The organism is Streptomyces sp. NPDC053755 (genome assembly GCF_040677675.1).
Lineage (GTDB): Bacteria > Actinomycetota > Actinomycetes > Streptomycetales > Streptomycetaceae > Streptomyces.
Map to the genome: position 1 here is coordinate 18,600 of NZ_JBFASK010000027.1, position 12,402 is coordinate 31,001.

Annotated in this window: 10 protein-coding genes; 2 read left to right on the plus strand and 8 right to left on the minus strand. The window is 74.9% G+C overall.

All coding sequences use genetic code 11. The features are described from left to right. Positions 1-20: 20 nt before the first annotated feature. Both AB0K65_RS23810 and AB0K65_RS23815 read right to left on the minus strand, forming a co-directional pair. Entirely contained in the window at positions 21-1,274 is a 1,254-nt protein-coding gene (locus tag AB0K65_RS23810) for a hypothetical protein (protein ID WP_365719685.1), read from the minus strand. 115 nt (positions 1,275-1,389) lie between these two features. Continuing rightward, complete coding sequence (locus AB0K65_RS23815; RefSeq protein WP_365719687.1) at positions 1,390-2,661, minus strand: OmpA family protein; 1,272 nt, start codon at positions 2,659-2,661, stop codon at positions 1,390-1,392. 103 nt (positions 2,662-2,764) lie between these two features. Between AB0K65_RS23815 and AB0K65_RS23820 the strand changes: the two genes are divergently transcribed. After that, complete coding sequence (locus AB0K65_RS23820; protein ID WP_365719689.1) at positions 2,765-3,313, plus strand: hypothetical protein; 549 nt, start codon at positions 2,765-2,767, stop codon at positions 3,311-3,313. Positions 3,314-3,338: 25 nt separating this feature from the next. Here the strand turns inward: AB0K65_RS23820 and AB0K65_RS23825 are convergent, their stop codons facing one another. The 6 genes from AB0K65_RS23825 to AB0K65_RS23850 form a co-directional block, all read right to left on the minus strand. Next, positions 3,339-4,223 carry a hypothetical protein gene (locus AB0K65_RS23825; protein ID WP_365719691.1) on the minus strand — a complete coding sequence of 295 codons (885 nt, stop codon included), beginning with the start codon at positions 4,221-4,223 and terminating at the stop codon, positions 3,339-3,341. Further along, on the minus strand, positions 4,220-6,373 hold the full coding sequence (locus tag AB0K65_RS23830; RefSeq protein ID WP_365719693.1) for a hypothetical protein: 2,154 nt from the start codon (positions 6,371-6,373) through the stop codon (positions 4,220-4,222). Before AB0K65_RS23830 ends, AB0K65_RS23825 begins: the two co-directional genes overlap by 4 nt. Positions 6,374-6,385: 12 nt before the next feature. Next, the gene (locus tag AB0K65_RS23835; RefSeq protein WP_365719695.1) at positions 6,386-7,141 is read right to left on the minus strand and encodes a hypothetical protein; all 756 of its coding nucleotides are present in this window, start codon (positions 7,139-7,141) and stop codon (positions 6,386-6,388) included. A 264-nt stretch (positions 7,142-7,405) separates the two neighbouring features. Then, the gene (locus AB0K65_RS23840) at positions 7,406-8,128 is read right to left on the minus strand and encodes a Crp/Fnr family transcriptional regulator (protein ID WP_365719696.1); all 723 of its coding nucleotides are present in this window, start codon (positions 8,126-8,128) and stop codon (positions 7,406-7,408) included. Positions 8,129-8,270: 142 nt separating this feature from the next. Next, the gene (locus AB0K65_RS23845; RefSeq protein ID WP_365719697.1) at positions 8,271-10,130 is read right to left on the minus strand and encodes a hypothetical protein; all 1,860 of its coding nucleotides are present in this window, start codon (positions 10,128-10,130) and stop codon (positions 8,271-8,273) included. Positions 10,131-10,247: 117 nt separating this feature from the next. Then, the gene (locus tag AB0K65_RS23850) at positions 10,248-11,117 is read right to left on the minus strand and encodes an FCD domain-containing protein (RefSeq protein WP_365719805.1); all 870 of its coding nucleotides are present in this window, start codon (positions 11,115-11,117) and stop codon (positions 10,248-10,250) included. 300 nt (positions 11,118-11,417) lie between these two features. Here AB0K65_RS23850 and AB0K65_RS23855 point away from each other — a divergent pair, with 300 nt between their 5' ends. After that, the gene (locus AB0K65_RS23855) at positions 11,418-12,275 is read left to right on the plus strand and encodes a (2Fe-2S)-binding protein (RefSeq protein ID WP_365719698.1); all 858 of its coding nucleotides are present in this window, start codon (positions 11,418-11,420) and stop codon (positions 12,273-12,275) included. Positions 12,276-12,402: the final 127 nt, after the last annotated feature.

The window sequence follows — 12,402 nt, forward strand, 5'->3', positions numbered from 1 at the left end:
CACGGGGCCGCAGGGGCCCGTCACACCCCGGCGAGCTGGCGGTCGATCCGTACGATCAACTCGTCCCGGCGCGCCCGCAGTTCGGTGGGAGCACACGAGAGCGTGATGCGGTGGGCCTCGATCAGCGGCCCCAGCTCGGGCGGCGGCTCCACCACCCCGGAGAAGAGGGGCTCCGTCAGCGTGGAGGCCGAGACCTCCGCCTGCGGCTTGGCGGGAAGCGCGGCCGGCGTGGGCGGCAGGTGTCCCGCCTGACCGTGCAGCATCCGGGCGGACAGGATGGCCGCCTCCCACACCCGCATGCTCTCCAGCCTCACCTGCGAGGCCAGTTCGTCGCGGACCGCGCACAGATCGCTCCACGCCCGCTCGTGGTCGCGCAGGGCCTCGCCGGCCCGGCGCACCAGCAGCCCGTAGGTCGTGCGCGCCCTGAAGAGACCCCGCCGCGCCTCGGCCGCGCTGTCCGCGTACGGGTTGTGGGCGACGATCTTCATCGCCACGGCGGTCAGGGCGAGGACCAGCATCAGCGCGGCCACCCAGCCCGGCGCGTACCTCGCCCCGTCGATCTCGCTGTCCGCGGTCCCGGCGTCCCGCGCCCGCATCAGCGCCCACACGGTGACGACGAACAGCACGGAGAGGAGGTAGAGCAGGGGCAGGGCGAGGGAGGCGCACAGCGCCGCGACGGGCCGGCGCTCGCGCAGCGCGTGCAGCCGCTCGCGTATCCCGTGCAAGGGCGCGGCGATCACGTGCCCGGACAGCATCAGGGCCAGGGCGAGCACCACACCGGGCAGGAAGGAGACCATCCGCTCCAGCGCCGAGACGTTCTCCGTACTGCTGGTGAGGTCCTGGAACACCTGCATGAAGTACCAGGCGTCGAAGACCGCCATGGCGCCGATGACCGGCCAGCGCAGCACGCGGATCCACAGGTCGCGGCGGCGCCGGTCGGCCGCACCGTCCTCCGCGTGACGGGCCTCGACGCCGTCGTGCGCCCCGCGCGCCGCCCGTAGGGGCGCGGCGGCCTCGAAGCGGGCCAGGGCGTGCAGGGTCTCCTCCGCCCGGGCGTGGGTCCCGATCGTCCGGGCGCGGGCCGCGGCGAGCTGTTCGCGGTTGTGGCCGACGATCTCGGCGACCTCGCGGGCCGCACGCAGCAGCATCCGCATCTCGCCGTTGTCGAGGTTCTCGGGGTGGCGTTCCGGACCCTGCTCGGCGCTCTTCACCAGATGCCGGATGTCGCATCCGCAGCCGTGGTGGCAGGGGATGCCTCGGTGGTTCTCGGGCATGGACGACGTCCTTCTCTCGAGGTCTCGCCCCCGTGGGGGGGGTGAGGTGGTGTCCCCTGTCGGGGCGGGGTGCCGGCTCTGTCGGGACCAGGGCCGGGGGCCGACCGGCGGGGGGTCAGCGGCGTACGGTGACGGCGATCTCGACCCGCCGGTTGCAGGCCATCGCCGCGTGGTCCGGCTCGCCGTCGCGGTACTCGGGCGTGCAGCGGGGCCGGTCGTCGGAGTGGCCACGGGCCGTCAGCACCGTGATCCCGCGCGCGGCGAGCGCTGCCCGGACGGCCTCGGCACGGTCCAGCGAGAGCCGCCTGCCCCGCTCCTCGCTGCCGCGGGAGTCGGTGTGCCCGGAGACCGCGACGGAGAGGGGCCCCAGCTCGCGGACCCTCTTCGCGGCGTCGTCCAGCGTGCCGCGCGCCTGCGGCGACAGCTCGGCGGTGTCGGTCGCGAACAGGACGGAGCCGGGGATCGTGATCGTCGTGACCCGCCCGGCGGGACGCTCCGAGACGGCGGGGAAGGTGACCACCGGCTCCATGGTCGGGTGCTTCACGACGTCGCTTCCGCCCGCCCCGCGGGTACGCGCCGTGGCCTCCACGCGGCAGTCGGCGGCGCCGGCCGCCCGGCACAGCCCCGTCCACAGGGTGGTCAGCCAGGTGGTCTGCGGTGATGTCGGCACGGGGCCGCCCGCCGTCATGCCGATGCCGACGAGCGCGACCTCGACGCCCTTCAGGCCGGGCAGCTCGCCCGCCGTGCGGCACCGGGCGACGGTCGCGTCGATCTCGGCCGTTCCGTCGAAGCCCAGCGAACGAAGGTCAGCGCAGCCGGTGTTGACCAGCCCGTCGGTCGCCACGACGACACGGCGACGGCCCGCCTGGGGGCCGAGCTGGTCGACCGCCGCCGCCAGCGCGCCCAGGACGTCCGTCCGGCCGGACCTCGGCGTCCCGGCCGACACCGTGCGGATCCGCTCCTCCAGACATCCGCGACGCGCGCGGCGGCGGTCCCCCTTCGTGGTGTCGGTGCCCTCCACCCGGGACACGGAGGCCCGGTCGGCCTCCCAGTCGACGGTCGCGCGGGTGCCGTCGAAGCCGGCTATGGAGAGGGTCCCGCCCTCCAGAGCGGCGACGTCGAGCTCGCGGACCAGCGTCGCGCCCCAGTCGGGGACCGGAGCCCCCGGAGCGGTGCGCGCGCCGGGCCGGGTGGAGGAACTCCGGTCCACCAGCACGGCCGTGCGGGCCGCGCCCTCGGGGTTCTCGCCCGACGGCCGGTCGAGCCAGGCGCAGGGGCGTACTTCAGGGGCGTCGAAGGCGCCGCAGCCGCTCCCCGCGACGGCGGCCGAGAGCGCCAGGGCCGCGATGAGGAGCCGGCCGGGCAGCGCCCGGAGCACGAGGGACATGGGGTTCTCCAAAGTGAGTCGAATACGCATTTATGACTGTTCTCGGTCGCGGTCGAAGGCGTTACTGGGAGCCCTCGACCACCTCGATGCCGGGAGGCCTTCGATGTCCCACTCCTCCGCCGCGGCCGGCGGCACCGACGACGGCTCCGCCACCCGCCCCTCCGACACCGGCCTGCGCTCCGGGCTCGCCGTCTACACCGCGCTCCAGGCGGCGAACCAGTTCGCCGACGCCAAGGTCGGCGTGCTGGGCGTCGTCCAAGCGGGTCTGGTGGCCGCCTCCGTACCGCAGGGGGCGGTGGTGCGCGAGGCGTGGGAGCACGGTGGCCCCGGGGCGTGGGTGGCGGCCGGGCTGCTCGTGCTGCACGTGGCGGCCTTCCTGCCCGCCGTGTACTGCGTCGTCCAGGCGCTCCGGCCCCGGCTGACACCGCCGCCCGCCCCCAACCGGTTCAGCCTGCCGTTACTGGCGTCCGCCGACGGCACTCCCCCGCCGCGGGACGACGACGCGGAGCGGGCCGAGCTCTGGCAGTTGATCCCGGTCCTGGCCCGGGTGGGGATGGCCAAGCACCGGTACATCGCGCGCGGTGTCGTCTGGACCGGTCTGATGGCCCTGGCCGCCGGGCTCTCCTTCCTGGCCGTCCCGCTCGTGCTGTGACCGGCGCCGGCGCGCCGCCCTTCGCTCAGCTTCGGGAACTCCGGGGCTGAGGAAGGGGCTCGGCCGGGCCGCCGCCGGGCTCGGACTCCCCCGCCGGGGCGAGTCCGAAGAGCCGCATGGCCCGGCCGAGCTGGCGCTCGTTGTCGATGACGAACTCGAAGAGGTCGTGTGCCTGGTACTCCTTGCGCTGCCGTCCGACGAGCGTGACGAACTGATCCAGCTGCTTCTGCCGCTCCCGGAACATCGCGCCGACCTCGGCCGCGGCCTCCTCGGGCCGCTCGGCCAGCAGTACCGCCCACGGGGTCAGCCACGAGGCCGACTCGTCGTCGGGCCGGACGTCGACCAGGCCGCTCGCCAGGAACGCGCGCCACTCCTCGGCGACCTCGCTCAACAGCCGCACCCGAAGCGACGACTTGGCGTAGTGGTGCTCGATCTCCTGAAGGTCCAGAGCGGCTTTGCGCTGCTGTTCCACGATCTCCGGCGCCGGCCTGACGACGGTGCTCGTGCGGCACGTCACCAGGCCGCTGTCGAAGCACTCGCCCTCGCGCAGCGCCTCGTTGACCGCCCGCTCGGCCTCCTGGGCGTGGAAGGGCTGGTAGTCCCGGGTGATCTCGCGGACGCGCTCGGCCAGACGCTGGGGCAGCGCCGCCTGGTACCCGTCGACCGCGCGGCTCAGGGAGTACGTGTCCAGGCGCCCCTCGGCGCACCAGTCGCAGCGGATCTCGACGTGGAAGTCGAAGCCGCCTCCCTTGGCCGGGGTCTCGAAGGAGACCACGGACTCGCGGTGCACCACCGCGATCTCGGGCACGTCCACCGTCACGGGCGAGAAGACCGGTGCGTCGGGCAGGGCCTGGCGGCCGAACAGGGAGCGCAGCCAGGAGATCGGGCCACGGCGTGGGGTGCTGGTCACGTCGACCACCTTTCCGTCACGAGGGAGTTGATCTGTGCGGCCGCGTCGAAGCCCACTCCTTGGTGGCTCCACAGCCGGAGGTAGAACAGGAACCGCTGACGGGGGCCGGTGGCCGATCCGTCGTCGGGGAACAGCTCGGTCACGAAGGCGACGAGTCTCGTGTCCAGTCCCGGCTCGTCCCCGGACCGCTCCACCCACGACCGCAGGGTGTCCCAGGCCCGCTGCGGGACCCCGGGCCTGGGATCGGACAGGGCGGCGCGCATCAGCCGGAGGAGATGGCCGCGCTGGACCGGCTCGGCCAGGAAGCCGGTGACCGCGAGACCGCCCCGGAACCTGCTGAGCTGTTGCAGGCACGCGGCCGCCTCGCCCCGGAGCCCGGCGTGCGGTGACTCCGACCAGTCGGCCAGCCGCTCGATCGTCTGCTCCCGCGCCCCCGCGGCGTAGATCTCCCGGACGGCGGAGCGAACGCCCCGCAGGCTCGTCCCGGCGATCCTCTCCAGGCTGCCCAGCGCCTCCGCCGGGTACCGCGCGCCGATCCCGGTGCCGTACGCGACCTGTGCGCACGCCTGGTAGTCCCGCCGCTGGGACCATGCGCGCAGCAGGCGCTGGACGCGCGGGACGAGGACGGGGTCGGCCGCGACGCGCTCCAGGGCCCAGGCGGCCGCGTGCCGGCGCCGGTCGGCGTGCTCCCCCTTCGTGGTCGCCCAGGGGACGAACAGTTCCTCCCGGACGTAGTCCCAGTCGAAGGTGGCGAGCAGGCCCGCTGCCTGGGCCGCGGACACCCGGATGTCCTCCTCGCTCCTGATGACCAGGCTGTCCAGCCAGACGAGCAGCGGGGCGCGGGCTCCGCTGTGCTCCAGGCACAGCGTCTCCAGCAGCGCCTCGCCGAGGCCGGGCCGGGCGATGCGCACCCGGCAGTCGGGATCGCCCTCCCCGGCCGGGCCGCCCGCGTTGTCGGTCAGGGCCACGACGGAGGTGTCGAGCCAGTCGGTGAGGCCCTCCTCGAAGAGCCGCATCTCCGGTTCCACGGAGGGCGAGCGCACGCCGTGGAGCAGGGCGGCGAGCTGGTGGGACTCCCGGCTCACCCGGCTCAGCGGCGCCCCGTCGAGCACCACACAGGCCAGCAGGAAGGCCCGGGCCCAGAGGGAGACCTCCGGTTTGCCGGCCGTGGGGTCGGTGCCGCGCACGGGGGCGCGGAGCAGTTCCTTGGCCTTGGCCCGCAGTTGTGCCTGGAAGCCCTGGGCGATGGTGTCGACGTCGTCGCCGTCCCGCTCGCACCGCTCCAGCTGCCGGGCGATCGCCTGGACCTCGGCCAGGGTGGTGCGCCCGTACAGACCCGCCCGGACGCTGTCGTGCCGCAGCAGCTTCTCGGACGCGCCGGGGCGGTCGGCGAGCCGCACGGCCAGGTGCCGCGCCAGTGCCTCGAACCGCATGCCGTCCGGGACGTGGTGCTCGACGACGTGCGCGTCGAGGCCGTCGACCGGCACCTGGTCGTCGACGACGACGACCAGGGGGCTCCGCCGGTAGGTCACCTCCTTGAGCCTGCTGAGCAGTTGAGGGCGCAGCTGGGACGCCCAGGGCCGGCCGTCGCCCTCGACGACATGGCCACGGCCGGGCTGCAGGTCCCCGCCGCCCGGGCTGACCAGCCGCTTCAGGTCCATCTCCGGGTCCAGGAGCACCACGCTCGCGTCCATGACCTCCTGGGCGGCGAGCAGAGCCGTGGTGCACCTCCCTGAGCCGGGCGCTCCGCGCAGGACCGCGACGCCCTCCTTGAGGAGCAGGGTGACGAGCGCGCGATGGCTGTCGGGCTCGACGTACCGCTCGCGCAGGCGGTCGAGGTCCTCCTCTCGGATCCGGCCGTCGACCGGGTCGGCGTGCGGGGCGGAGGCGTAGTAGTGCTTGTTGATCGTCCCGGCGGCGTCACCCGGCCCGAAGCCGACCACTCCCCCGCCGATGCGGATCTGCTGGAGTCCCCGGCGGCGCAGTTCACGGATGTGGTCGGCGTCCTCCTCCGTCTCGCGGTCCTCGTCCAGGGCGTCGTCCGGTCCGGCCGGTGCGTCCCGGACGGCCTGCCCGGCCCACGCGGCCTCCCGGGGTTCGTCCTCGGCCGCTTCCTCCGGCCGGTCGGTGGACTGCATCACGTCTTCCATGGCTCCGCCCCGTCACCGGTTGTACTTGTTGATGGTCTGGGCCAGATCGCCGCTGCCGAAATGGTTGAACCCGCCCGTGATGCGCTCCACGACCTGGCTGGGGCCGGTCCCCGTCCGTTCCTCCGGCTCCGGGTCGGCGACCAGTTCCGCCAGCTCCTCCGGGCCGTGCTCCGGTACGTGGATCCAGCCGTAGCCGGTGAACTCCTTCTGCCGGATGTGCGCCTTGACGTAGGCCCGGGGGTCGAGGCCCTGCCCCCGGAGCCTGACGACGTCCTGGTAGAGCCGGTCGGAGACGATGAGCGCGAGGTCCGTGGAGTCGACGCCTGCGAGCACCCGCTTCAGCTGGTCGGCGTTGAGATAGCGCGCGAGGGCGACCGGGGCGGGTCCGGCGTATCCGAGGGCGGCGGTGCGGGCCACCCCGGTGTCCATCGCCAGGCGCAGCCGCATCCGCTCCGGTACCGCCCGGTTGGCGTTGCGCACCGCGAGCCGCTCGGTCAGGTGCCGGACGAAGTCGCCGAGGACGACCGGCTCGGGTGTGTCGACGGGCAGGACGGCGAACTCCTGGTCGCCCTGCGGCTGTCGCTCCCACGCGGTGCGGTCGAGGCCGCTGAGAGCGGCGGCCTCCTCCAGCACGCGTACGAGGTCGGACTGGACCGTCTCCTGTCCGAGGGTGTCGAGCAGGCTGTACTTCTCCACGTCCGCCGCGAGGCAGAGACGGCGGGGGATGCTCTCGTGTGCGGGCAGGGGGGAAGAGGGCTGTGTGTTCATGGATCGGCCACCTGACTGCCGTAGGGGGCGGGCTCGGGCGTCAACTCTGCACCGGGGGGCGCGAAACCCGGAGTGGGTCGTAGAAATACGGAATTCGACGGCGGGGCGGCCCGGAACGCCCGCGCGCGCCGGGCCCTCACGCCCCTCGCGAGACGGCCGGACCGGCTCCTTCGGAGCGGAGATTCCGGTCCCCGCGCGGCGGTGGTCGCGGTGCCTCCGTGACGGTGGTTGTCGGGGTCTCCGTGACGGTGGTCCGGTCCCCCGTTACGTGAGGTCCTCGTCCATCCGCGCGACCTGCCGGAGCCTGTCCAGGTCGAGCACGGTGGTTCGCCGGTAGCCCGTCGTGATCAGGTCGTCCCTGCGCAGTTCGGCGAGTGCCTTGTGGATCGTGACCTCCGCCGAGCCGGTCAGCGCGGCCAGTTCCGGCTGGGTGAGGTCGACGCCGATGACCAGACCTCGGGGCACACGGTGCCCGTAAGAGGCGGCGAGCTCGGCCAGGACGCGGGCGAGGCGCACCTTGACCGGGAAGCCACCGAACTCGACCCGGCGGCGGTTCGCCCAGCGCAGTCGCTGGGTGACGATACCCGCGATGGCCAAGGCGGCCTCGGGGCGGGAGTTGAGGAAGAGGCGGAGGTCCGACTCGCGGACGATGCTGGCCGCGATGTCTCCGCACGCGGTGATGGTGGCGGACCTCGGGGCGTCGTCCATGGCGGCCATCTCGCCGACGATGTCCCCGCCGACGCGGATGGCGAGCAGCGCCTCGTGGCCGTTGGCCAGGCGGGCCGTCACCTTGACGAAACCGGAGCGCAGAAGGACCACATGACGCGAGCGTTCGCCCTCGTGCATGAGGATCTCCTCCGGGACGTAGCGGCAGCGGGTGCCGATCCTCAGCAGATCGGCGCGCACGGCCTCCGGCAAGGCGCCGAGGAAGCTCCCGGTCGGCCACCCTTCCCGGTCCTGGTGTTCGGATCGCGGTGTCACAGACATCCCCCTATCCCCCGGCCCCACTCCGGTCCGTCGGCGACCGCTCGCCTCATCTGCTCCAGAAGAGCAGCTAAGGAGGCGCAGGGGCAGAGTGTGCGCGGGCGGGTTTTGGGGCGCTCAGCGCGTGCGGGGGCGCACGACTCCCCTAGTGAGCGCCCCCGGTGGGTTCGAGACGCACCAGGGTCTCGTCCGTGCCCACGACGAGGCCGCCGTCCGCGGTGACGGCGACGGCGCGGACGGGCGGGCCGGGGCGGAAGCGGTGGAGGGCGCCGGTGTCGAGGTGGCGGAGTTCGACGAGGCCGTCGGCCCAGGCGACCGCGAGGGCCGGGCCCCGGGGCGTCTCGGCGGCGTGGAGGGCGACGACCGGAGCGGGGCGCTCCACGAGCGGGGCGGGGTGCGGGGCCGCGTCCTGGCCCGGCGTCCAGAGGCGGACCGCGCCGTCGGTGCCTCCGCTGCACACGAACGGCGTGGCCGTCTCCACGGCGGTGACGGCCGCGACGCGCCCGCTGTGCAGAGCCGCCTGGTGGATACCGGTGAGCCCGAAGGCGTGCACGGAACCCAGCCGGTCGCCGACCACCACCGAGCCGCCGATCGCGGCGAGCGCGGTGCCCGGGTGCCGGGTGAGGGTGGCGGTGACGGCCTGGGTGAGCCGCTCCAGGTACGGAGGGCGGGGCGCCGTCCCCCGTACGGTGTGCAGCCGGCCGCGCTCGTCGAGCAGGAGGACCGTCCCGTCCGCGGCGGGGGCGAGCGCCTTGACCCGGCCCGCGGGTCCCGCGTCCAGCCGCCCGCCGGGACGGGCGTCCCGGGCGTCGAGCAGCCGCACGGCGCCCGCCGGACCCGCGACGAGGAGCCGCACTCCCACGGCTCCGAGCGCGGTGACGGGGCCCGGCCAGGGCGGGGTGACGTCGCCGCGCACCCGGGTCCAGCACACGCTCCAGCCGGACCGCCCGGCGAGCTCCGCGAGGGCGGGCCGCAGCCGGGGATCCGCCGCGTCCCCGAGCGTGGCGAGCAGCACGACGGCGCGGCCGGACGGGTCCTGGTCGCGGCTGAGGGACTGTCCCGCGCGCAGCCAGGCGGAGCGCAGGCCGCCCCGGTCGTCGTCGGGCTCCGCCAGATACTCCCGGGTGACCCGGCGGGGGTCGGCCGCGCAGACGGCCTCGGGGTCGGCGGGGTCGAACCCCCGCCGACCGTCCGCACCGGCTCCGGCCGTGCGGCCGGCGGAGGTTCCGGCACCGGCCCCGAGGGCGGCTCCGGCAGCGGAACCGCGGGTGCGGCCGGCGGAAGGCCCGGCACCCGTGGCCGGTGCGCCCCCGCCCCGGTCGGTCCCGCCCGTCCCCGGCCACCCGGCAGGCGCGGTCGGCTCGGCGTCGTCACGCGCGGCGGGGGCGTCAGCGACGTCGCCCCGCCTGCCACGTCCGCCCGGGGCGCGGGCCGCGTCCTGCGCCGGTGCGCTCGCCGTCCGCTCGCCGTCCGCACCGGCGGGGGCGGCGGGGGCTTCCGCTCCGAGGTCCACGACCGTCGCGCGGCCGCCGGCCGTCAGGAGCAGGTGCGCGGCGGTCCCCGCCTCCGTCTCGACGAGGAGGCGGACGCGCCCCAACGCGGCGAGTTCCGCGAACAGTTCGGCGAGGGCGTCCGGTTCGTCCGCCGCGGACAGGTTCGGGAGGACCAGGGCGGCGCGGCGTACGTCGGTGGTGGCGAGGACCTGGACGAGTTCGCCGGGCGTGCGGGCGACCACGCCCAGGCGGTTGGCGATCGTCCAGGCGGCGCCGAGCGCGCTCTGACCGTTCAGGGGGACGAGTTCGCGTGGCGCTCGCCGGCGACGGGCGGAGCCGGAGCGGGTGCCGTGTGCGGCGAGCCAGGAGAGCAGTGCGCTCTTGCCCCGGTCCGGGCCTCCGGTGACCAGGCAGAGGCGGGGCGCGTCCGGGTCGGTGAGCCAGCCGAGCAGGGCGGCCGCCTCGGCCTCCCTGCCGGGTGCGGGACGCTCCGCGCGTACGGGACCCGTCACGATCGTCCTCCCCGGGCCTCCGGCCGGGGCGACCCCGCGTGCGACGGGGACGGGACGGGGGACGGCAGGGGACACCTCACGCCACCGACCTTAGTCGGTGGGGGCCGGGAGGTGGGGTCAGCCGCCGGATCCGGTGAAGTGCTCCTCGACGAGTGACCGTACGACGGCCAGATCCTGGGCCACGAGCGCGTCGAGGAGGGCGGTGTGTTCGGCCGCGTCGGCCACCAGGTCGGCGTGCCGGGCCGCCGGAGCGCTCGTCAGGGGCCATTGGGAGCGGCGGTGCAGATCGTCGGCGACGGAGAGGAGCTGGGTGTTCCCGGCGAGGGCGAGGACCGCGCGGTGGAAGGCCCGGTCGGCCTCCGCGTAGTGCGCGCGGTCGCCTCGGGCGGCGGCCGTGGACGTGGCCTCGGCGAGCGGCCGGAGCTCCGTCCAGCGGGCGGCGGGGACCGTACGGGCCAGCCGCAGCATGACGGGGACCTCGATGAGGGCGCGGACCTCGGCGAGTTCCGCGAGTTCGCGCGCGGTGCGTTCGACGACCCGGAAGCCCCGGTTCGGCACGACGTCGACCGCGCCCTCGGTCGCCAGCCGCTGCATCGCCTCGCGGACCGGGGTCGCGGAGACTCCGAAGCGTTCGGCGAGGACGGGGGCGGAGTAGACCTCGCCCGGGACCAGCTCTCCGCCGACGAGTGCGGCGCGCAGGGCCTGGAGGATCTGACCGCGTACGGAATGGCGCCGGACGGCGGCGCGCGGTGCGGGCACGAGGCCGGATGCGGGCACGGAGCCGCGTGCCGGATCGGGAGCGGGGACGGAGCCGGGGCCGCGTACGGGATCGGGACCGGGACCGGGAGCCGAGCCTCGTACGGGACCGGGAGCCGAGCCGCGTACGGGATCGGGACCGGGACCGGGAGCCGAGCCGCGTACGGGATCGGAGCCAGGTACGGAGTCGGAGCGGGGCGTGGGATCCGTGAAGGGAGCGGAGGGCTCCACGGGAGGGTGGTGCGCGTGGGCGTGTCCGCCGCGCGCCCGTTCCGGTCCCTCCACGGCGTCACCGAACGGCGCGTGCGGCTCCCGCACCGCGCGCTCGCGCGCTCTGCCCTGCTCCACCCGGGTCCTCCTGCGGGATCGTGCCGGGCCCGGCTCGCGATGCCGGCGCCCCCTGTGCACGATAGGCGACGGGCGGAACCCCCAGGGCCCGGGAGACGTGCCCCGCGGACGTGAAGGGCAAACACCGATCGCATCGGGTAAGGTAAGGCTAACCTGCTAACGATCGCGATTCGGTGGTCCCCCATGGCCGTCCCCGCCCTGCTCCCCGCCCCCTCGACCTCGCCTGTCGCGGCGTCCTACGCCCGCCTCGGCGAGGTGTTCAGCGGCCTGCGGATAGAGGAACTGGGCCCGGACGATGCGATGCCGCGCGGAGAGGGCTGGGTCGGCGCGGACGAGCTCGCGGCCGGCGGCGCCGCGCTCGACGCGTTCCTCGCCTGGGACGACGCCCAGGTGCTGCGCGACTACGGCCGAAGGGGCAGGCCCGACGTGGTCGCCGGTTTCGGACTGCACCGCTACGCCTGGCCCGCCTGCCTGCTGGTGACCGCCCCGTGGTTCCTGCACCGCAGGGTGCCGCGCCTGCCCGCCCGCAGCGTCGCCTTCCAGCGCTCCGCCGGCCGGCTGGCGGTCCGGGTGGAGGAGTTCGCCTGCCTGCCCGGCGACCCGGCGGCCGCACTGCCCGGCGCGCGGATCGTCCCGGACGAGGAGGCTCTGCGGGCCGAGGTCCGTGACTCGCTCGCCGAGCACTTCGAGGACCTCCTGGCCGGCTTCGGGCCGCGGATGCGGCGCGGCAGGCGCGCCCTGTGGGGCATGGCGACCGACGAGATCGTCGAGGGGCTCTGGTACATCGCCTCCCTGCTGGGCGAGGAGGCGCGGGCGATGGAGGAGCTGGAGCTGCTCCTGCCCGGCACCGCCAAGCCGTACGCCGGGACCGCGGGCTTCCGCGAGCTGCCCGGCTCCGGGACCGCCCACACGCCCCCCGTCGCCACCCGCGACCGGGTCAGCTGCTGCTTCTTCTACACCCTGCGACCCGAGGACACCTGCCTGACGTGTCCGCGTACCTGCGACGCCGAGCGGGTCCGCCGGCTCGCCGCGACCGCCTGACCTCCGACCGGCGCTTACGCCACCCTCACGGGTGACGTCCGTCGAACACGACTCCCCGTCTCCGCTCGGCAGTTCGACCAGATCGCACCTATTCGTATGCCGTGCGACCCCATTGGCGTGCTCTTGC

Coding starts and splice junctions, on each gene's coding strand:
- AB0K65_RS23810 (WP_365719685.1), bottom strand. CDS start 1,274: ATGCCCGAGAACCACCGAGGCATCCCCTGCCACCACGGCTGCGGATGC.
- AB0K65_RS23815 (WP_365719687.1), bottom strand. CDS start 2,661: ATGTCCCTCGTGCTCCGGGCGCTGCCCGGCCGGCTCCTCATCGCGGCC.
- AB0K65_RS23820 (WP_365719689.1), top strand. CDS start 2,765: ATGTCCCACTCCTCCGCCGCGGCCGGCGGCACCGACGACGGCTCCGCC.
- AB0K65_RS23830 (WP_365719693.1), bottom strand. CDS start 6,373: ATGGAAGACGTGATGCAGTCCACCGACCGGCCGGAGGAAGCGGCCGAG.
- AB0K65_RS23835 (WP_365719695.1), bottom strand. CDS start 7,141: ATGAACACACAGCCCTCTTCCCCCCTGCCCGCACACGAGAGCATCCCC.
- AB0K65_RS23840 (WP_365719696.1), bottom strand. CDS start 8,128: ATGTCTGTGACACCGCGATCCGAACACCAGGACCGGGAAGGGTGGCCG.
- AB0K65_RS23855 (WP_365719698.1), top strand. CDS start 11,418: ATGGCCGTCCCCGCCCTGCTCCCCGCCCCCTCGACCTCGCCTGTCGCG.